At 48.1% G+C, this 19,557-nt stretch carries 21 protein-coding genes; 1 reads left to right on the top strand and 20 read right to left on the bottom strand.

What is annotated here, in order from left to right:
- Positions 1–65: 65 nt before the first annotated feature.
- From ymfI to ACN9MT_RS05270, 12 genes are all read right to left on the bottom strand, one after another.
- Positions 66–770, bottom strand: a complete 705-nt coding sequence (ymfI, locus tag ACN9MT_RS05325) for an elongation factor P 5-aminopentanone reductase (RefSeq protein ID WP_056060433.1) — start codon at positions 768–770, stop codon at positions 66–68.
- Positions 770–2,041 carry an EF-P 5-aminopentanol modification-associated protein YfmH gene (gene yfmH / locus ACN9MT_RS05320; protein ID WP_426272915.1) on the bottom strand — a complete coding sequence of 424 codons (1,272 nt, stop codon included), beginning with the start codon at positions 2,039–2,041 and terminating at the stop codon, positions 770–772. Before yfmH ends, ymfI begins: the two co-directional genes overlap by 1 nt.
- Positions 2,038–3,291, bottom strand: a complete 1,254-nt coding sequence (gene yfmF, locus ACN9MT_RS05315; RefSeq protein ID WP_426272914.1) for an EF-P 5-aminopentanol modification-associated protein YfmF — start codon at positions 3,289–3,291, stop codon at positions 2,038–2,040. Before yfmF ends, yfmH begins: the two co-directional genes overlap by 4 nt.
- A complete protein-coding gene (locus tag ACN9MT_RS05310; RefSeq protein WP_426272913.1) occupies positions 3,291–3,839 on the bottom strand; it encodes a cob(I)yrinic acid a,c-diamide adenosyltransferase in 549 nt (182 codons plus the stop codon). The genes yfmF and ACN9MT_RS05310 overlap by 1 nt, the downstream gene beginning before the upstream one ends.
- 33 nt (positions 3,840–3,872) lie before the next feature.
- Positions 3,873–5,600: an ATP-binding protein gene (locus ACN9MT_RS05305; protein ID WP_290755436.1), complete on the bottom strand. Its 1,728-nt coding sequence runs from the start codon at positions 5,598–5,600 to the stop codon at positions 3,873–3,875.
- Between the two features lie 2 nt (positions 5,601–5,602).
- Entirely contained in the window at positions 5,603–6,319 is a 717-nt protein-coding gene (locus ACN9MT_RS05300; RefSeq protein WP_035408876.1) for a response regulator transcription factor, read from the bottom strand.
- A 171-nt stretch (positions 6,320–6,490) separates the two neighbouring features.
- Positions 6,491–7,657 carry a c-type cytochrome biogenesis protein CcsB gene (ccsB, locus tag ACN9MT_RS05295; RefSeq protein ID WP_035408879.1) on the bottom strand — a complete coding sequence of 389 codons (1,167 nt, stop codon included), beginning with the start codon at positions 7,655–7,657 and terminating at the stop codon, positions 6,491–6,493.
- A complete protein-coding gene (gene resB / locus ACN9MT_RS05290; RefSeq protein WP_081780387.1) occupies positions 7,654–9,201 on the bottom strand; it encodes a cytochrome c biogenesis protein ResB in 1,548 nt (515 codons plus the stop codon). Before resB ends, ccsB begins: the two co-directional genes overlap by 4 nt.
- A 22-nt stretch (positions 9,202–9,223) precedes the next feature.
- Entirely contained in the window at positions 9,224–9,814 is a 591-nt protein-coding gene (locus tag ACN9MT_RS05285) for a redoxin domain-containing protein (protein ID WP_035408882.1), read from the bottom strand.
- 126 nt (positions 9,815–9,940) lie between these two features.
- A complete protein-coding gene (locus tag ACN9MT_RS05280) occupies positions 9,941–10,702 on the bottom strand; it encodes a pseudouridine synthase (protein WP_023467688.1) in 762 nt (253 codons plus the stop codon).
- Positions 10,702–11,274: an SMC-Scp complex subunit ScpB gene (gene scpB / locus ACN9MT_RS05275; RefSeq protein WP_214855249.1), complete on the bottom strand. Its 573-nt coding sequence runs from the start codon at positions 11,272–11,274 to the stop codon at positions 10,702–10,704. Before scpB ends, ACN9MT_RS05280 begins: the two co-directional genes overlap by 1 nt.
- On the bottom strand, positions 11,264–12,019 hold the full coding sequence (locus ACN9MT_RS05270) for a segregation/condensation protein A (RefSeq protein WP_035408886.1): 756 nt from the start codon (positions 12,017–12,019) through the stop codon (positions 11,264–11,266). The genes scpB and ACN9MT_RS05270 overlap by 11 nt, the downstream gene beginning before the upstream one ends.
- A 92-nt stretch (positions 12,020–12,111) precedes the next feature.
- On the opposite strand from ACN9MT_RS05270, the gene ACN9MT_RS05265 reads away from it, so the two are divergent.
- Positions 12,112–12,576: a DUF309 domain-containing protein gene (locus ACN9MT_RS05265; RefSeq protein WP_426272912.1), complete on the top strand. Its 465-nt coding sequence runs from the start codon at positions 12,112–12,114 to the stop codon at positions 12,574–12,576.
- Positions 12,577–12,593: 17 nt separating this feature from the next.
- Here ACN9MT_RS05265 and ACN9MT_RS05260 read toward each other — a convergent pair whose 3' ends face one another.
- From ACN9MT_RS05260 to deoB, 8 genes are all read right to left on the bottom strand, one after another.
- On the bottom strand, positions 12,594–12,941 hold the full coding sequence (locus tag ACN9MT_RS05260) for a GNAT family N-acetyltransferase (protein ID WP_023467684.1): 348 nt from the start codon (positions 12,939–12,941) through the stop codon (positions 12,594–12,596).
- Between the two features lie 152 nt (positions 12,942–13,093).
- The gene (locus tag ACN9MT_RS05255) at positions 13,094–13,621 is read right to left on the bottom strand and encodes a type 1 glutamine amidotransferase domain-containing protein (protein WP_035398198.1); all 528 of its coding nucleotides are present in this window, start codon (positions 13,619–13,621) and stop codon (positions 13,094–13,096) included.
- A 97-nt stretch (positions 13,622–13,718) separates the two neighbouring features.
- Positions 13,719–14,156 carry a peptidylprolyl isomerase gene (locus ACN9MT_RS05250; RefSeq protein WP_023467682.1) on the bottom strand — a complete coding sequence of 146 codons (438 nt, stop codon included), beginning with the start codon at positions 14,154–14,156 and terminating at the stop codon, positions 13,719–13,721.
- Between the two features lie 103 nt (positions 14,157–14,259).
- Entirely contained in the window at positions 14,260–15,264 is a 1,005-nt protein-coding gene (locus ACN9MT_RS05245; RefSeq protein ID WP_426272911.1) for a S66 family peptidase, read from the bottom strand.
- An 82-nt stretch (positions 15,265–15,346) separates the two neighbouring features.
- Entirely contained in the window at positions 15,347–15,991 is a 645-nt protein-coding gene (locus tag ACN9MT_RS05240) for a hypothetical protein (protein WP_426272910.1), read from the bottom strand.
- A 104-nt stretch (positions 15,992–16,095) separates the two neighbouring features.
- The gene (locus tag ACN9MT_RS05235; protein WP_023467679.1) at positions 16,096–17,397 is read right to left on the bottom strand and encodes a pyrimidine-nucleoside phosphorylase; all 1,302 of its coding nucleotides are present in this window, start codon (positions 17,395–17,397) and stop codon (positions 16,096–16,098) included.
- 47 nt (positions 17,398–17,444) lie between these two features.
- On the bottom strand, positions 17,445–18,257 hold the full coding sequence (locus tag ACN9MT_RS05230; RefSeq protein WP_029341181.1) for a purine-nucleoside phosphorylase: 813 nt from the start codon (positions 18,255–18,257) through the stop codon (positions 17,445–17,447).
- An 18-nt stretch (positions 18,258–18,275) separates the two neighbouring features.
- Complete coding sequence (deoB, locus tag ACN9MT_RS05225; RefSeq protein ID WP_426272909.1) at positions 18,276–19,448, bottom strand: phosphopentomutase; 1,173 nt, start codon at positions 19,446–19,448, stop codon at positions 18,276–18,278.
- Between the last annotated feature and the right edge of the window lie 109 nt (positions 19,449–19,557).

Genomic DNA, 19,557 nt, shown 5'->3' with positions numbered 1-19,557 from the left:
TCCATTCCTCATGTTAAATGATTTTTTGAAAAATGAAAAGCATTCCTGAACTGAAATTCCAATGCTTACATCCACGCACCATCTATTTTAAGGATGGCTCCCGACACATAACTCGATTCTGGTTGCACCAAGTAACGGATCGCGGAAGCTACTTCCTCTGCTTTTCCGAATCGTCCGGCAGGGATTTCAGCAATCGCTTCTGCCTTTTCATCCTCAGAAAAAATCGCGTTCATCGGCGTATCAATCCATCCTGGCGTAATCGCATTGATGCGTCCATGCATTGGTCCAAGTTCTTTACTGTATGCTTTGACGAAGCCCAGCTGTGCTGCCTTGCACGTCGAATAGGCAACTTCACCCGCGACACCTTGTTCCCCTAATACACTACTGATGACGACGATCGCCAGCTGCGACGTAAACGGTTTCGTCCGCGTCACGGTTTGACTGATGCGCATCAACGCATCGACATGTATTCTCCAAAGTTCACTCATTGATGTTGCCGATTGATCGAGCAACAGACCGCTATAACTCGTTCCGGCACAATGGACGAAGGCATCGACGACAGGTAACGCCGTACAAAATGCCTGCAAGTCCTCATCATCCGCTAAATTCGCCGTCAGGATGTGGTGCTCTCCTTGCCACTCCTCTATCATCCGTTCCAAAACCGCTTGCTGTCGATACGTCTGAAGTACCAATTCATGTCCGGCGGCAGCAAGTTGTTTTGCTGCCGCAAGACCAATGGCGCCACTCGCACCGGTGATGAGGATTCGCATCACGCGTACGGTTTGACGATTGAGATCGCCCGGTTTTCAATGGCGAACAACTCGTCGAAACGGGCTTCGATCTCTTCTTTCGTAATCGAAGCAATCAATGTCGGAAGCGTGAACAGATTCGTACCGGCAAGTGCGTGACGCGAGAACTGATTCGCGATGAATTCCGGTGAATTCAAGGCACGGAGGAATTTCCCTTGCATCATGTTCCGCTTGCGCGTGACCTCGTCTTTCGTGAAGTCAGGACGCGTTTGCAGAAGTGTCTCATACGCTTGGATAAACTTGTCTGGATCCTCTGTCTCCATGCCGAACGTCGCGAAGGCGAACTCTTCCTCACTCGAGTAATCAAAGCTGAACGTATCGTCGATCAGACCGTCTTCATACAATTCCAAATACGTCGATGATGTTTGATCGAATAAGAGGTGCAATAATAATTCACTCGTCAACTCACGACGGACTTGTGCTTCGCCGCGGACAGATTCGTCCTTGTAACCGATTAATACCTTCGGTGTCTTGACGTCGAGCTCGAGTTCGAGACGTGGACGATGCACGCCGTGCGGTTCTTGACCATAATCCCGCTCGATCGCTGGACGATCCGTATAATCCTTCTTCGCCTGATTCGCCTTGATCAATGCCAGCGTCTCTTCCGGGTCGATGTTTCCGACAACGAACAATACCATGTTCGATGGATGATAGAACGTGCGATAGCACGTGTATAGGTCATCGGCTGTGATTTGATTGATTGATTCCGGTGTTCCTGCGATATCGATTCGGACCGGATGCGTCGCATACATTGATTCAATCAGACCGAAGAACAAGCGCCATCCCGGATTATCTTGATACATCTGGATTTCTTGCGTGATGATTCCCTTCTCTTTTTCAACGCTTTCCGGCGTGAAGTAGGGATCTTGTACGAAATCGATCAATGTCTCGAGGTTTTGTTCGATCAATGACGTGGCTGAGAACAAGTACGCTGTTCGTGAGAACGAGGTAAAGGCGTTCGCTGAGGCACCGAGACGACCGAATTCTTGGAAGACGTCCCCTTTTTCGGATTCAAACATCTTATGCTCGAGGAAGTGGGCGATGCCGTCCGGTACCGTGATCCATTCCTCTCCTTTTTTAAATCGTTGATCAATCGAACCATAACGTGTCGTAAACGTCGCATACGTCTTTTCGTATCCTTTTTTTTGCAACAGATAAACGGATAAGCCGTTATCGAGCTGCTCGTGGTATACCGTTTCGTCTGTATCGTGATAAGTCAGTTGTTCCATCATGCTTCACCTCGCAATAGATATACGGCATCAAGGTCGATTGCCGCTGCTAATCGGACGACGTCTTCACGTGTCGTCGTCTCGATGATGTGGATCTCATCTTCAAGTGTCAGTCCACGCATCTTCGAACCATTCAACCAGCCAATCAATTGCCCCGGCTGATCAAGAATTTGACGGCGCGCATTGATCAACATCGCCTTCGTCTGTGTCAATTCTTCATCCGTGAACTGCCCCGCCTTCAAATCAACGAGTTGCTCTAGGATGATCTTCTCGGCACGTTCCGCTTCTTTTGTGTCAACCCCTGCATAGACGTAGAGTGCACTGTTTAATGCCGCATATCGTGAAGCCGCATAATAGGCGAGACTCTCTTTTTCACGGACATTCATGAACAGTTTCGAATGTGGGAATCCACCGAACAGACCGTTGACGATTTGCATCCGGATTGAATCGGCAGACGTCGGATCGACCGCTACCCGGTAACCAAGGTGCAGCTTCCCTTGTTTGATCGGTTGCGTTTCGCTCGACCGTTTCACACCATTGACCGGTTTTTGGGCAGGGATGTAATGGCTGACTTTTTCTGAGTGCGATGGCAAGAAGGACAACGCATCTTCCATTTCCTCCTTCGTCACCTGTCCGACGACGAAGACATCGATTCGATCGTCTTCGATCATCGAACGGTATGTATCACGCAAGGACGATGGAGTAATCCGTTCGAGTTCTTCGATTGTCCCAAGCGATGGTAACGAAACGGCTTCACCTGGTGCCATCAATTCAAGGAGACGCTGCTGTGCGTAGCGCATCTTATCGTCGTATAGCGAGCTGATTCGTAAGGCATGCAGTCGCTTTTCTTGTTTGACGAACTGTTCGCGGAAACCACTTTCCGTCAAGTCTGGATACAAGACCATTTGCTCTAGCAATTCAAGTGCTTCTTTTAATAACGACGGGTGATGGACGAGTTCTCCACGGACGACATCAAGTTGGAACGAGATGACGTGCTCTTCTCCGAACTTCGACGCGTCCGCATAAAGCCCGGCATCATATAATGTCTCAAGTGGCTCACGTAATGCTTTCATCGACGGATAAACAGCTGTCGATTTTTCCATGATGTATGGTAAAATCGCGCGGCTAGTCAGTGTTTTCGCCTCTAGCGGTGCTGAAAACGTGACGAGGATCGTCGTCGTCTTGAATTTATCGGTCGGAACGAGGTGGAAGCTCGTTCCTTCCTTTTTCCATGTGCTAAATGACTGACTCATTACTCTCCATCCTTTCGTTTGAACACGTGCGCACTGCGAACGTATTCAATATCTGCTTTTTGGTTAACGGCATTCTCATAACGGGCTGCTGTAAAAAAGAAATCACTGAGCCGATTGATGAACGGTAACAAATGAGCCGCTTGGGGAACATCGATCATCGAACGTTCGACGCGACGGCAGACCGTCCGTGCCACATGCAATGTCGCGGCCGCTTCCGTTCCGCCTGGTAAGATGAACTTGTCGAGTGGTGGCGATAATTCCGTTAAACTATCAATCCAACTTTCTAAATCAACTGTTGCTTCCTGACTTAACCGTGATGGACGAGGTTCGACATACATCAAGTCACTGCCACAGTCGAACAACGCATGCTGGATGACCGTCAATTGTTCTCGTACTTCGATCGATGATGCTTTGGTCCGAGCAAGTCCGACGAAGCTATTCAATTCATCGAGTTCTCCCATCAAGCTGATCAATTGATCATTTTTTTTGACTCTCCCACCGACAAGGGATGTTTCTCCTTCATCGCCTGATTTCGTATAAATTTTCATGTTTTATTCACTCCTATAGCGAAAGGAAGCGACTCATAATGTTCGCTTCCTTTGTTTTTTTGGTAATCGGATTCGGAAAGTCGCTCCTTCTCCTAAGCGGCTGTCGACTTCGACCTCTCCACCATGAGCACGGACGACGTTCGCGACGATTGCAAGACCAATTCCTGTACCGGTCTTACCGCGCGTTCGTGCCTTGTCCGCCTTATAGAAACGATCAAAGACGAAAGGTAGATCTTCTTCCGGAATCCCGTCACCTGAATCGATGACGGATAATGTAATGTTTTCCCTATCTTCGTCAATCTTAATCTTGATTTCTCCGTTCTCCGTATAACGAAGGGCGTTTCCAAGAAGATTCGTCAAGACTTGTTCCATCTGATCCGGATCGGCGTCAAATGTGATGTTCGGACCGGAAACCGAGAAAGTGACCTGCTTATCGCGTCCCATTTGTTTGAATTTCTTGATGACTCGCTGTGCAAACGAGACTGTTTCGATGGCTTCAATCCGTAACTCCTGATAACCGGCTTCCATCCGCGCGAGATCGAGTAGATCATTGACGAGACGGGACAAGCGTTGCGATTCATCATAGATGATTGATGCAAATTCTTTCGTCGCCTCGTCACTTTCCGTCATCCCGTCGACGATCGCTTCCGAATACCCTTGCAACATGACGAGTGGCGTCCGCAGTTCATGGCTGACATTCGCGACGAAGTCGGCCCGCATCTTCTCCAGTTGTTGTGCTTCCGTCATGTCGCGCAGGACAGCGACCGCTCCGATCTGCTCTTCTTGTTCGAGTAACGGACTGACGATGATGATGTAAAAGCGTCCTTCCCGTTCAAACGAAACCGTCATCTCCGTCTCTTCCTTCATGACTGTCTGGAACAGTTCAATCAGTTCATCCGGTACGGGAGAACCTGCAAGAAATGCTTCAGCTGGTGGATTCGTCGCGAGTAGCTCACCTGATTTTGAGAACGTCAACACGCCGTCTGCCATACAGCGCAGAATCGAGGAGAGCAAATGCCTCTCCTTATCAAGATCCGTGACGTATTGATTGAGTTGGCTACTCATCTCGTTAAAGGCAAGCGCTAAGTCACCAATCTCATCACGTGAACGTTGCGTCAGGCTTTGATCGAATTTCCCTTCACCGGCCTCAACGACGGCTTGACGAATCGTCCGTAGTGGTGCGGTGATCCGTGTCGATAGGAAGAAAGCAAAGACGGTCGTTCCGATGATCGCTAACAAGACACAGAGCTGAATGATTTGACGTGCGCCTTCATTCGCTTGCTCGATGTTCGTCAATTGTTCGATCAAGTAGATCGTTCCGTTACCGCTATCCGTAATGAGCGGTGCTCGATACGCGAGTGCCGCCTTTCCATCGAAGGTCTCGTAATTACCGATTGCCGTTTCACCTTCTTCACCATCGATCGCTTTCCAGTTCTGACGTTCGAGCTCCTTGATGATCCGGTTCGCTTTCGCTTGTGAAATATTCGCTTCGACAGAATCGTCCTGGGTCTTCGCAATTAATGTCGCGCCATATATATCCGTGATTTCGACAGCAGTACTCGATCCTTCCTCAATACCGGAGTGCGCCTGAAAGACGGTCTCGACTTGTTGACCGAGCTTTGCAAGGTGCCCCCGCTCCTGTTCGATATGAAAAGAGTTGAAAAATTCAAGTAACAAGATCGTCAAGGCGATCAAGACGACCGAGACAAGCAATAGGATCGTGCCCCATAGTTTGATGACTACACTTTGCAACCATTTCATCGTCAGGTCGGACTATTCTCGAACTTGTATCCGACACCCCAGACCGTCGTGATCATTTGAGCAGCGTTCGGAGACAAACGATTCAGCTTTTCACGCAGACGTTTGACGTGTGTATCGACCGTCCGAAGATCCCCAAAAAATTCATAGTTCCAGACTTCCTTGAGTAGTTGTTCCCGTGAGAATACTTTGTCCGTTTGTTTTGCCAAGAAATACAGGAGTTCATATTCTTTTGGTGTTAAATTGACTTCTTGTGATTCAACCGTCACGCGGTGTGCGTCATTATCAATCGTCAAATGTGGGAAGACGATGACATCTTTTGTTTTCGCATCCGTATGGAGGAATTTCGTTGCACTCGCTCGGCGAAGGATTGCTTTGACACGCAAAACGACTTCACGTGGACTGAATGGTTTGACGATATAATCATCTGCCCCCATTTCAAACCCATGGACGCGATTCGTTTCTTCACCTTTTGCCGTCAGCATGACGACCGGCGTCGCTTTTGTTTTCCGTAGTTCTTCACAAACTTGCATCCCGTCCATCTTCGGCATCATCAAGTCGAGGAGAATGACATCGTATTCTGTCTCAAGCGCCATTTCAAGCGCCGTCTCTCCATTGTCTGCTTCCTCGATCGTGAAATTTTCCCGCTCCAGATACATCTTCAACAGGCGACGAATTCGTTCCTCATCGTCGACGACTAAAATACGTGCTTCTTCTGACATGCTGTCTCCTCCTATAAACTAAACTCTACTCCTCTATCCTACTACTCTTTTAGTATACTATGAAACGAAAAGAATGGCTTGCACTGGCTGATTTCCCCTAAACGATACTCTTTTGTCAGAGAAACATGAAAAAGCAGCGGACCGTTTCCGGATCCGCTGCTTTTCTTTTCCTTATGCGTACGAGTGTAATCCCGCTACGACAAGGTTGACGAAGACCAGGTTGAACATGATGACAGCAAAACCACCAACACATAACCATGCTGATTTTTTACCGATCCACCCACGCTGGATGCGCATGTGGAGATAGAACACGTAGAAGAGCATCGTGATCAGTGCCCAAACCTCTTTCGGGTCCCAGCCCCAATAGCGGCTCCATGCCATTTGCGCCCAAATCATTGCGAAGATTAATCCGCCAAGGATAAAGATCGGAAGACCGATCGCGATCGCACGGTAACTAATCTCATCAGCTGTTTCTAGATCAATCTTCCGCGCGATTGGTTTCAGACTCTCTGCGACACGCTTACGGAGAACTACGAAACGTAGCAACACATATAAGACGACCCCACCAATGACTGACCATAAGACCGTATTGACCTTATTCGCATTCAAGAAGTTCGGCAATTCAATGACGGCACCTGAACCAGATAAGACTTTTCCGTTCTCAGGACCTGTCAGAACCGGCATCGTGTATTCATGTGTCATCTTCGCACCATTCTTCGCGACGTATTCGATCGTTGATGCAGAACCTGTTGCTTTGAACAAGAGGCCGACGAGGATGTAACCAACGACACAAACGAGTGAGAACATGACGATCTCAAGCCATGTCCGTGTTTTCGATTCTTTATTGAAATCCGTCGCGTGGACCAGATAGAGCAATCCGGTCGCAAAACTGACAGCGAGAATCCCCTCACCGAGCGCTGCCGTCGTAACGTGGATTTTGAGCCAGACACTTTGAAGTGCCGGAATCAAGGGTTGGACCTCATCCGGGAACATCGACGCATAAGCGATGACGAGCAAGGCAACCGGCATTGCAATCAAGCCAAGGACATTGTTTTTATAGATGGCATAGACGATTAAGAATCCAAGGACCATCATCATACCAAAGAATGTCGTGTATTCGTATAAGTTCGAGACCGGAACGTGTCCAGCACCCGCCCAGCGCGTAAAGAAATACCCTAACTGAGCAAGAAAACCGATGATCGCGAGCGTATAGGCGATCTTACCAGAACGTGTCGGACCTTTTTTACCACTCGTCGCAACAGCGAAAAAACCTGTACTGACGAGGTAGACGATGAATGACGTTAGGAGCAGATTACTGCTCAACTGAAGCATGTTCATTTAGCTTCCCCCTCTTCCCGCAACTTTTGTCGGTCCTCAAGTTCTGGTAGACCAACTTCCGTCAACGCGAGATTGGCTTCTTTTTGAAGCCCTAATGCGTTTTTGTTCGTAAATCCAGCAATCTGAATGCGACCGTTCTTCTCACGTAACCAGAGACGACGGTGCGGCCAGTACATCCCGATCAATAGACCTGCCATGAAGATGATGCCACCCGCAAAGAGGAATGGGAGCGTCAAGTCTTTCTTGATTCGGACACCTGAGATGTTTGAGAGCTCCGTACCGGCAAACGCCATCTTGTACTGGTTCTCATCCCCACCGACATTCAGCTTGATACCAATCAAGCTACGCTCCCCTTTTGGGTGCTCCGGTGATTTGATATTAAAGACGAACGCCGGATTGACAGGACGTCCAGAATTGGTCGTCGGCTGTCCATCCTTGACGACGAAATCAGGCAAGAAATCCTTCAATTCGACATCATAGCCGTTTTTCAACTTGTAGGTCTCTTTTGGTTCACGTAAATCGACCTTGATCGTATCCACGACTTTACCTGTCTTTTGGTTGACGATGCTAAACGACATCGTCTTAAATTCTGGATCTGCCGCGTATTGTTCTTGGAAGACTTGGAAATCATCGAATTCGAATGGACGGTTGACTGCCGTCTCACCTGATTTGACTTCTTCGAGTTTCGGTTTGAAATCACTTGTCTCTCCGACTCTTTTATAGAGCGTCATCTTCGTGTCGTAGTTTTTCGGTACATTTCCGCCCGCTGCTTCAAGTGATTTCTTGAATTTTGCGTCCACCTTCTCAGGATCATAGAACTCGATGTTGAACGCCTCATTCTTCAAGTAATACTTGTTGTCTGTCGCCTCGATCGGTAATGTTTCTCCTTCACGAAGCCAAAGCAGTTCATCTTCATGCATGCCCGGTACGACCCGAAGCATCGCCCCTCCGAAGAATAGTACAAGACCGATATGGTTGATGTAAGGACCCCATCGTCCAAAACGTTGCTTTTCCGCTAAGAGCGCCCCGTCTTGCCGACGAACTTTATAGCCCTTTTTCTCAAGTAACGGTGCGATCGCATCGATTTTTTTGACGTCTCCAGTCGCTTCAGCGCCAAATCGCTGACCATTCATGAAACGGTCCGACTGGATGACCGGTTGTTTCTTCAATGCTCGGTAGAGCGGGAAGAAGCGGTCAATCGACACGATGATGATCGATAAGAGTAACAGTGTGATTAATCCGATGTACCACCATGATTCAAACAGGTTGTGGAATCCTAACGTATAGTAGATATCCCCTGCCGTACCGTATTCTTTTTGATAAAATTCTTCCGGTGGTGTTGCCTGCGGAATATACATCTCTTGCGGGAAGATCGTACCGACCCCACTCGCGATGATGATCAGACCGATCAGCCATAACCCGACCTTGACGGACGAGAAGAACGTCCATGCCCGGTCGATCCAAGATGGATTCTTACGTTTCGAACGAAGTTCTGCTTCCTCGTAACGCATGTCCAGTTGTTTAAAATCTTCTTGCTCCTGCATCCTTAAATCCCCCTTCGATGCGTTACTGGTTCGCCTTCTTCACCATCTCTTCCAGCTTCGCTTGATCAATCTCACCTTCGTATTTCTCGACGACCTCACCTTTTTTGTTGATGATGAACGTCACAGGTAAGTTGTAGATCCCGTAAGCCTTCTCGACCGAACTATTCGTATCCATGAGGATCGGATAATCCGTTCCGCCGATATCCTTGATGAAGCTTGAGACTCGAACCGGTGTTTCTCCGACATTGACCGCTACGAAATTGACACCTTGATCCTGCATCATCTGATAGTTGTCATTGATCAAAGGCATCTCTTTCTTACATGGTTCGCAGAATGTACCCCAGAAATTGAGTAAAAGTCCTTTTCCTTTGTATTCATCCATTGAGTGCTGTTTCTCACCGTATAGATCGACGAGCGCGAAACCAGGAGCATCATCGCCTGCCATGACACGTCCGTTTTTATCGCGTGTCGCCTGATCGACGAATTGCATGATGACAACTGCGCCTGCAAACAAGACCATCGTCATGATCATCAGACGCCAGAAGGAGCGTTTCTTCTTTTTTTGCTGGGCCGCTGCTAAGCGTTCTTCCGGATTTTGTTTTGTTTTTTTCATATTTTACCGCCTCCACCCATATTGTACTTGAAATCGCTTAAACGTTGATAAAATGTGAAATTCGTTAATCGTTTTGTCACAAAAAAAGAAAACTCAACCCGGAGGATGAGCTTCTCGCTTTACAAATTAACGTTTTTTTGTGTTCTTACGTCTTTTCGTAGGTGGAGCGGCTGGATCCGCTAGCTCACGCAATTGATTGACTTCTTTTTTTGAAAGTTCACGCCACTCGCCAGAAGTAAGACCTGCCAGTGTCAAGAAACCAAACTGTTCACGTTTCAACTTCAAGACTTCTGAACCGAGTGTCTCGACCATTTGACGGACTTGGCGGTTATGTCCCTCGTAGATGACCATTTCGAGGATAGCCGTGTTTTTCTTCTTATCGATGTCACGCATCTCGACGCGTGCTTTCCCTGTCTTAAAGCCGTCCGGCAAGACGACGCCTTTTTCAAGACCTTTGACGTGGAAATATTCCGGTACGCCTTTGATTTTGACGATGTAACGCTTCGGTACCTTATACTTCGGGTGAAGCAGAAGGTTTGAGAATTCACCGTCATTCGTCATCAACAGAAGACCGCTCGTATTGTAGTCGAGACGACCGACTGGGAAGACACGATGACCCGGTGGTACGAGATCGACGACCGTCTTACGTCCTTTATCGTCTTCAACCGTCGAGACGACACCTGTTGGTTTATATAGCATGTAATAAACGTGTTCTTCCCGCTCGAGCTTGACGCCATCGACTTCGACTTCAGCACGCGCTCCAACTTTCGTTCCGAGCTCCGTGATGACTTTCCCGTTGACCTTAACGCGACCTGCTGTGATCAATTCCTCTGCTTTACGCCGTGAAGCGACACCTGCTTGTGCGATGATTTTTTGTAACCGTTCCATTAATTCACTCTCTCCTCTAATGAAGGATCATTCCGGAAGAAGAGATCTCCATCTGATTCGAACGTTTCTTCGAACTCGAGTGGTGGTAACTCCTCAATACTATTCAGACCAAAGTGGTCCAGGAAATGATCCGTCGTCTTATACAATTTCGCGCGACCAACGCCTTTGGCGCGTCCCGCTTCTTCAATCAAACCTTTTGCACTTAACGTATGGATGACGCGTTCCGTCTTGACGCCACGGACGACTTCGATATCAGCACGCGTGACGGGTTGTTTGTACGCGATGATGACGAGTGTCTCCATCGCTGCTCGAGACAAGGAGTCTTCTGCAAGTGATCCCGCATACGCCTGAATATATGGCGACATCTCTTTTCGTGTCACCATCTTAAAGACGCCACCTGACTCCACGATTTGCAACACCCGTCGCTCCGCTTCGAACGTCGTCTGAAGAGCCAGTAACTGTTCACGCGCCGCCGCTTCACTGATCTCTAGTGCTTGACTAAGACCACGTGGGTCGATGCCGTCATCGCCGACGACGAATAACAAGCTTTCAATGATTTGTTCATACGCCAATCTGACTCTCCTCCTTCACCATGCTACGCAACAAAATGTCATCGGTCATTTGTTCACAATCAATGACGCGTTGCTTGACGAGTTCTAGGACGGCGAGGAAACTGACGACCAGTTCTTCGACCGTCGGCTGCTCCACAAAAAAGCCAAAGAATGTCGTACGCTCACGCGTCGCGACGTAACGGGCGACAGACTCCATCTGTTGCTCAAGCGACCGTTCTTCCCGTTTGACCGTCTTCGAACGACGTACCTTCCAAGCTTCCCGTTGACGCATTTTTTCATAGGCACGCAATAAATCACTTAGTGATAACGTACCATTATACTCTTGTGCGTCCGTATCGAGATAACGCATCAAATCCTCTGGTTGTTTCGAGAACAGCTCAAGGCGTGCCTCTTCCTTTTCCTTCAGGACGAGGGCTGCTTCCTTATATGCCTTATACTCGATCAACTGTTGAATCAGACCTTCTCGTGTCGGTTCTTCCTCGAAATCGGGAATCTCATCATATTCCGTCTGTTCGATCGGCAAGAGTTGTTTGCTTTTCAGTTGCAACAGCGTCGCTGCCATGACAAGATATTCACTAGCAACATCTAGTTCAAGATGTTGCATCGCACGGATATAGGACACATATTGATCCGTCACCATGGAAACGGATATATCATAAATATCGATTTCTAATTTACCAACCAAGTGTAACAGCAAGTCCAGCGGGCCTTCAAACGCATCCATCTTTACACTGTATGATTCCATGATTCTCCCTGCCCATCAACGTTTTTTGCGCCTTAGTATACCATACAACTGGTGGGTTCGACTATGTTATATTCCAAGGAAGAGGTGATTCCATGAATCCGATCGAGCGATTCGTATTTGAATTCAACATCCGGCACGATTACTTCGAGTGCCATGAAATCTTAGAGGAAGTCTGGCAAGAAGGACAACGCCAGGACGAGGCGCTTGTCGGTCTGATCCAGCTGGCCGTCGCCCGCTATCATCACCGCCGCGGCAATACGACTGGGGCACAGCGGACATATGCGAAAGCATTTGATAAAATCGAACGCCATCGGGCAACACTGATTGCGTCCGGGATCGACGTCTCTTGTTTGCTGGATTATCGGAACCACTTTACGGAGCCGGTCTATCGACACATTCCGTTACCAGTCTTCCCGGACGTCATCCGAACCGTCGCCCTGGAAGCGACAGCACCTGATCTCGACTACGTGACGCATAAACATCGTTTGCGTGATCGTACGGATGTCGTTCTTGCACGGCAAGAAGCGCTACAAAACCGAAGAGACCGGTCCATCTGAGCCATGGACCGGTCTTTTTATTGATTTTTCCATTTGTCGACGAGGCGTTGCGTCTCTTCGGTCGCACCCGTAATATCCGTTCGAAGCAATTTGGCTGCTTCATCGAGTAGGAGATACGACATCCGTTCTCCACGGAAAGACGGTGATAATGCGATATGTTTCAATTCAGCATGGCCATCCATTAATTGAAACCCGATGACACCGACGAAATCCTCATCTTGTTTGTACAAATACAAGCGTTGGTCTTCTTCCTGTTCATAGGCTTGAACCGTTTCAAGCAAATACTTCGGATCCTTCACTTCGCACGAAAAGGCGATCAGCCCCATCGCGGTCCGTTCATTCAACTTCTTATATTTTACTAGCATGTGATTCTACACCTTCCTAATTTCAACAACTCTCAGGAGCATGAACGACTGAGACTCATTCATTCTACACCTTCTCACACAGAATTACTGCATTTTTTTCATAATCCATGAAAAAGGCAGGAGACCGTCATGTGACGTCCCCTGCATCTGAATCATGCTTGTTCTTCCATCACTTGGATGAAAGCACGCATGTAATCTGGTAGATCAGGCGGGCGACGGCTCGAGACGATATGTCCGTCGACGACGACGGCTTCATCGTGCCAAATCGCACCTGCATTCGTCATGTCATCCTTGATTCCTGGCGTACTCGTGACATTAACACCTTTTAAGATGCCAGCAGAGATCAAAACCCAACCAGCGTGGCAGATTTGACCAATCGGTTGTTTGTTCTGGTCAAAATGACGCACCATGTTCAGGACAGAGTCAAAGCGGCGTAACAGATCGGGTGACCAACCACCCGGAACAAGAATCGCATCGTATTCTGCTGGATTGATCTCATCGAACGTCTTATTCGATTTGATCGGAACACCGTACTTCCCGATATACGTCTCATCTGCCTTCTCACCGACGATGTCAACGATCGCGCCTTCTTCACGCAAGCGATGGACAGGATACCATAATTCTAAATCCTCGAAGTCATTGCTGACAACTTGGATGATTCGTTTTCCTTCTAAACGCATGACAAACACTCCTTTACTAGTTGAGTTCCCTTACTGATTGTACCCGCTTCTAAAAAAAGAAAAACTCCTCTTCAAACGTTTGAAGAGGAGTAAGAACTTATGCTTCGACGCGGATTTCTTTGATGCCAGCGCCTTGCTTCATTTTTTGTGCATGTTCGAGACCTGAAGTCACTTGTCCGAAGACCGTGTGTACGCCGTCGAGGTGCGGTTGTGGCTCATGTACGATGAAGAACTGGCTTGATCCAGTGTTACGACCAGCGTGTGCCATCGAAAGTGAACCCGCTTTGTGTTTGTGTGGGTATGATGTAGACGTTTCGCAAGGAATCGTTTTTCCTGAACCGCCTGTACCGTTTCCGATTGGGCATCCGCCTTGTGAGACGAAGCCTGGGATGACACGGTGGAAGTTCAATCCATCGTAGAAGTTCGAGTTTGCAAGGTTTTCGAAGTTTTCAGTCGTGATCGGTGCTTCATCGTTGAACAATTCGAATTCGATTTTATTTCCATCTTCTAATAAGATATGACCAGTTTTTTGCATGTTTGACCAACCTTTCGTGCTTTCCAGCAAGAGATTCGTCACGATTCAAGATCGTGATTCCATGGTACAGTGTACCAAATTTCAGGACGTCGTGCAGACCTTTTTACTCGACAGCTGCCTCTAACACATCGAGTGTCACCGAATCCGTTGCTTCGACACGAATCCGAATTCCATTCGCGAGTGTCGCAACAGGATCCGTATGCCCGAAGTCCGCATCGAGAATGATCGGGAAATCATAGCCCCGCGTCGCGCGCAGAATGATGTCTTTGAGCGGGAAGTCCGGATCAAAATCGACCTTGCTCGGGAAGCGTCCGACGACGAGCGCCGCAATCTTGTCATACGCACCCATGTGTCGCAATTGCGTGAAATACCGGTCGATCGTTTCTGGTGTCTCACTTTCGTCATCCTCAAGCATCAAGACGACACCGTCAAATGATGGCAAGTATGGTGTCCCAGCAAGCAGCAAAAGTGTTCCCGTGTTCCCCGTCAGAATCGGACCTTCTGCGACGCCCGTCTTGACGATCGTGTACCCTGCATTCGGCTGATGCTCTCGTCTGCGATCATCCGCGATATCCCAGCGTAAAATCTCGTCCGTCCACTCTTCCGATGCTTCAATTCGACCGATCGGTTCCGTCTGCATGAACGTACGATTAAACGACTCTTCCGTATACGGATCAAGACCATCAAATTGACCGAACTGTGTCAGTAGCGCTGGTCCGACGAACGTCGTCAATCCTGTCTGCTGATAGATGCCAGCAAACAATGCGGTGATATCACTGTATCCGACGAAGATTTTCGGATTGTTTCGGATCAACTCATAATCAAGTTCATCGAGTAATTGGTGCGAGTTAAACCCACCGATTGTCGAGATGATCGCCTTAATCGACGGATCAGCAAACGCCATATGTAAATCTTGCAGACGTTCGCCGATCGTTCCTGCTGTATGACTATGAACAGCTGTTGCATTCGGCATCAAGACGACCTCGAACCCCATTTTTTCAAGTGTTGCGATACCGCGGGCGAGACGACGCGGTACGTATGCTGCGACAGCAGACGCCGGCGAGACGATAGCAATCTTATCCCCTTTTTGTAAGCGTGGTGGTTTCATGAAAGTTCCCCCTTATTCATTACAAGTATTTCCAGTATAACAAATCGAAAGGGAACCGCGTACTTTCATTTTTTAATCCATTTTATAGCGTTACGAACAACGAATTCCCGTCCTCCAGTAACTCACCTTTTTCCGAGACATAGTCAACCTTGACCGTCATGTATTGAAGGATCTTTTGTTCGCGCAACGACTTTGCCCACGCTGTAATCTGCGTTTTATCCTGTTCGCTTTGCTTGCGTGGAACGCTAATTAAAATCGTCGGAGCGACTTCCGTACGTAAATAAGCCTTTGAATCAAAACGCGCATTACCAAGCTGTTGAATCTTATCGTTATCAAACAGTACCACCATATCTAGTTCCGCGTTCACATCATTAAGAGTAGGCAACGTGATCCGTCGTTCTAACTGATCTTCCCAAAGTGACGCATGATACGTATCGACGAACCTTCCCGACTCCTCATCTTGATATACGAAAAACTCAGTATTCGTTTTTTCGTCAATCGCTCGTGCTGCGTACTCAAACGAAAAATTACCCATATTGTCGTAAATACTACCGGTCACCTTTGCTTTCGGAAGATGCTTCTCTAAGTATGTCCTTGCTTTTTGTTGAATTTCAGCCTCTTTCGTTCCATCTGACTCCATGTCCTGTGTAAAAGCGGACGTCATCATCAATGCGCCGCCGCCGATAACTCCAACTAAACTGGCAATTACTATGAACCAACGTTTCATGCGATCACTCCTTTAGATATATCCATATTTTTACACTTTCGATTTTATCACAAAAAAAGAGTAGCGGACGAAGTCCACTACTCAAGTATTGCTGATTGAATTGCTTACTGGATGACAGCGTGAACGAGCGGACGTTCTGCCGGTTTCGTTTCACTAATGTGATACGCGTGATCCATTTTTTCGATCGCTTGGTCGAGCGTTTCTTTGTTTGAACGAAGCGTTGCGATGACATCGCCGACTTCGACACGATCGCCGACTTTTTTATGCAGCGTGACGCTTGCTGCGTGGTCGATCTCATCTGCTTTCGTCGCACGTCCAGCACCGAGGATCATTGCCGCAACACCGACTTCGTCAGCGATGATTTCAGAAACGTAACCGGCTTTTGAAGCAACGAATGTTTTTTCGTATTTCGTTTCAAGTGCTTTTGTCATGTCGTCAACGAGTGACGCGTCGCCGCCTTGCGCTGCGATAAACTTTTTGAAGACGTCAAGTGCTGCGCCGTTACCGAGACGTGTTTCGAGATCCGCATATGCTTCATCGAACGTCGGGTAGAACTCACCGAGGACTGCCATGTGTGATGCAATCGTCAATGCGATGACTTTCAAGTCACGGACATCTTTTCCTTGAAGGACTTCGATCGCTTCCTTGACTTCGTTTGCGTTTCCGATTTCAAAGCCGAGCGGCTGATCCATGTCTGTAATGACAGCAACCGTCTTACGGTTGACACTCTTACCGATCGAAACCATCTCTGTCGCGAGTGCTTTTGCATCTTCAAACGATTTCATGAAGGCACCAGAACCTGTCTTGACGTCGAGTACGATGCTGTCTGCTCCCGCTGCGATTTTTTTCGACATGATTGAACTTGCGATCAATGGGATCGAGTTGACCGTCGCCGTGACATCACGAAGTGCGTAGAGTTTTTTGTCTGCAGGCGTCAAGTTACCTGTTTGACCGATGATCGCCATCTTGATGTCGTTGACTTGTGAGACGAATGCTTCTTCTGAAAGTTCAACGTCAAAACCAGGGAACGCTTCGAGTTTGTCGATTGTTCCACCTGTGTGACCGAGGCCGCGACCGCTCATCTTCGCCACCGGAATACCGATTGACGCAACGAGTGGTGCAACAATCAGACTGATCTTGTCACCGACACCGCCAGTCGAGTGTTTGTCGACTTTTTTTCCGTGAATGCGGGAAAGGTCGATCACGTCACCCGAGTTGACCATCGCCATCGTCAAATCAGCGATTTCACGATCTGACATTCCTTGATAGAAAATCGCCATCGACATCGCTGACATTTGGTAATCTGGAATCTCACCATTCGTGAATCCTTCTACCATTGCTTGAATATCAGCTGTTGCGAGTTCGCCACCGTCTCGTTTTGTTGCAATCAAATCTACCATACGCATAATCTAGTTCCTCCTCAGGAGTGGTTTGTAAGTTTTATAAACAGTCGTTACATTTTTTTGATCGAACCGCGAACGAGTGATAGGAAGTGTGCGCGGACGCGTTCTGTCGTTTCGATGACTTCATCATGGTGTAACGGTTGATCGAGAATACCTGCTGCCATGTTTGAGACACACGAAATCCCAAGGACTCGCATATCGGAATGACGGGCAACGATGACTTCAGGGACCGTCGACATACCGACGACGTCGCCACCGAGCATCCGTGCCATCTTAACTTCTGCTGGTGTCTCATATGTTGGACCAGTGTTTCCGAAGTAGACACCTTGACGGACACGAATTCCGAGTTCATCCGCTGTTTCCTGTGCAAGACGAAGTAATTCCGCATCATACGGCTTCGACATATCCGGGAAACGTGGTCCCATCTCGTCGACGTTCTTCCCGATCAATGGGTTCGTACCGAAGAAGTTGATGTGATCCGTGATCAACATCAAATCACCTGGTTCGAACGCTTCGTTACAAGCACCCGCTGCGTTCGTAACGATCAATGTCTCAACGCCGATCGCCTTCATGACACGGACTGGGAACGTGACCATATCCATCGAATATCCTTCGTAGAAGTGGAATCGTCCTTGCATCGCAACGACTTGTTTCCCTTCAAGAGTACCGAAGACGAGTTGCCCCGCGTGTCCTTCGACTGTTGATACCGGGAAGTTCGGGATTTCGTGGTATGGAATCGCGATTGGATTTTCAATCTCATCCGCGAGGACACCAAGTCCTGAACCGAGAATTAATCCAATCTCCGGTTTTGCCTGCATCTTGCTTTCTAAAAACGAACGTGTTTCATTCCAGTTGACTGTCATCTGAATCGCTCCCTCGAATTATAGTTCTGTTAAAAAGCTTGTTCCATGTGCCGGCATTTTGACGCCGAAGTTTTCTGCGACCGTCGCTCCAAGATCAGCGAACGTTTCACGGATACCGAGCGGTTTTGCAACACCATTTTTATGGTAGGCAAGCAACGGTACATACTCCCGTGTATGGTCTGTTCCAGCATGAACCGGATCGTTTCCGTGGTCAGCCGTGATGATCAAGAGATCGTCTTCGTTTAAGCGAGCAAACACTTCCGGAAGACGCGCATCGAACTCTTCAAGTGCTTGTCCGTAGCCTTGCGGATCACGACGGTGTCCGAACAACGCATCGAAATCAACGAGGTTTAAGAAGCAAAGTCCGTTGAAATCCCGATCGAGTTGCTTCACGAGCTGATCCATGCCGTCCATGTTCGACTTCGTACGGATTGCATCCGTCACGCCTTCGCCGTCATAGATATCAGCAATCTTACCGAGTGAGATGACATCAAGTCCAGCTGTCTCAAGTTCGTTCATGACTGTCCGGTCGAATGGTTTAAGGGCATAGTCGTGACGGTTCGCTGTCCGAACCCATGCTCCTGCCTCACCAAGGAATGGACGTGCGATGATACGACCGAGCATGTACGGGTCATCCCGCGTAATATCGCGTGCATATTCACAAATCCGGTACAGTTCCTCTAATGGAACGACTTCTTCATGAGCTGCGATTTGAAGGACAGAGTCTGCCGAGGTATAGACGATCAAGGCGCCTGTTTCAACATGTTCTTGTCCAAGTTCGTCTAAGATTTCCGTACCAGAAGCCGGTTTATTCCCGATGATCTTCCGCCCTGAGAACTCTTCTAAGCGATGAATCAAATCATCTGGGAATTTTTCGAAGACACGGAATGGTGTATCAATTCGCAGTCCCATGATCTCCCAGTGCCCTGTCATTGTATCTTTCCCTGCAGATACTTCCTGCATTTTCCCGTATGCTGCAAGCGGTGCTTCTTCAGCCGAGACACCTTCGACCGGCTCGATATGTGAAAGTCCGAGCTTTGCCATGTTCGGCATGTTTAATCCGCTACGTTCACGCGCGATGTGACCAAGCGTATGTGAACCAAGATCTCCGAATTGTTCAGCATCCGGTGCTTCTCCGATTCCTACGGAGTCCATGACGATCAAAAATACACGTTTAAATGATTGAGCCATTTGCTATTCCTCCTATTACGAGCTGTAGTTGTGCGATTCCCGTTACGAATTTTCCCGTAAAGGAACTAGACAAAACGCATTAATTGTCTGAAGTCAGACCTTTAAAAGA

The sequence above is a fragment of the Exiguobacterium sp. R-17 genome (assembly GCF_049913315.1).
Lineage (GTDB): Bacteria > Bacillota > Bacilli > Exiguobacteriales > Exiguobacteriaceae > Exiguobacterium_A.
The sequence above is the reverse complement of the archived record's forward strand: the minus strand, read 5'-3'. Positions and strand labels throughout refer to the sequence as shown.

Coding starts and splice junctions, on each gene's coding strand:
- ACN9MT_RS05235 (WP_023467679.1), bottom strand. CDS start 17,397: ATGCGTATGGTAGATTTGATTGCAACAAAACGAGACGGTGGCGAACTC.
- ACN9MT_RS05240 (WP_426272910.1), bottom strand. CDS start 15,991: ATGAAACGTTGGTTCATAGTAATTGCCAGTTTAGTTGGAGTTATCGGC.
- ACN9MT_RS05265 (WP_426272912.1), top strand. CDS start 12,112: ATGAATCCGATCGAGCGATTCGTATTTGAATTCAACATCCGGCACGAT.
- resB (WP_081780387.1), bottom strand. CDS start 9,201: ATGCAGGAGCAAGAAGATTTTAAACAACTGGACATGCGTTACGAGGAA.
- ACN9MT_RS05300 (WP_035408876.1), bottom strand. CDS start 6,319: ATGTCAGAAGAAGCACGTATTTTAGTCGTCGACGATGAGGAACGAATT.
- ACN9MT_RS05285 (WP_035408882.1), bottom strand. CDS start 9,814: ATGAAAAAAACAAAACAAAATCCGGAAGAACGCTTAGCAGCGGCCCAG.
- ccsB (WP_035408879.1), bottom strand. CDS start 7,657: ATGAACATGCTTCAGTTGAGCAGTAATCTGCTCCTAACGTCATTCATC.
- ymfI (WP_056060433.1), bottom strand. CDS start 770: ATGCGAATCCTCATCACCGGTGCGAGTGGCGCCATTGGTCTTGCGGCA.
- ACN9MT_RS05245 (WP_426272911.1), bottom strand. CDS start 15,264: ATGAAACCACCACGCTTACAAAAAGGGGATAAGATTGCTATCGTCTCG.
- ACN9MT_RS05250 (WP_023467682.1), bottom strand. CDS start 14,156: ATGCAAAAAACTGGTCATATCTTATTAGAAGATGGAAATAAAATCGAA.
- ACN9MT_RS05230 (WP_029341181.1), bottom strand. CDS start 18,257: ATGACAGTCAACTGGAATGAAACACGTTCGTTTTTAGAAAGCAAGATG.
- ACN9MT_RS05280 (WP_023467688.1), bottom strand. CDS start 10,702: ATGGAACGGTTACAAAAAATCATCGCACAAGCAGGTGTCGCTTCACGG.
- yfmF (WP_426272914.1), bottom strand. CDS start 3,291: ATGAGTCAGTCATTTAGCACATGGAAAAAGGAAGGAACGAGCTTCCAC.
- deoB (WP_426272909.1), bottom strand. CDS start 19,448: ATGGCTCAATCATTTAAACGTGTATTTTTGATCGTCATGGACTCCGTA.
- ACN9MT_RS05270 (WP_035408886.1), bottom strand. CDS start 12,019: ATGGAATCATACAGTGTAAAGATGGATGCGTTTGAAGGCCCGCTGGAC.
- ACN9MT_RS05305 (WP_290755436.1), bottom strand. CDS start 5,600: ATGAAATGGTTGCAAAGTGTAGTCATCAAACTATGGGGCACGATCCTA.
- ACN9MT_RS05260 (WP_023467684.1), bottom strand. CDS start 12,941: ATGCTAGTAAAATATAAGAAGTTGAATGAACGGACCGCGATGGGGCTG.
- ACN9MT_RS05255 (WP_035398198.1), bottom strand. CDS start 13,621: ATGCGTTTAGAAGGAAAACGAATCATCCAAGTTGTCAGCAATGACTTC.
- ACN9MT_RS05310 (WP_426272913.1), bottom strand. CDS start 3,839: ATGAAAATTTATACGAAATCAGGCGATGAAGGAGAAACATCCCTTGTC.
- yfmH (WP_426272915.1), bottom strand. CDS start 2,041: ATGATGGAACAACTGACTTATCACGATACAGACGAAACGGTATACCAC.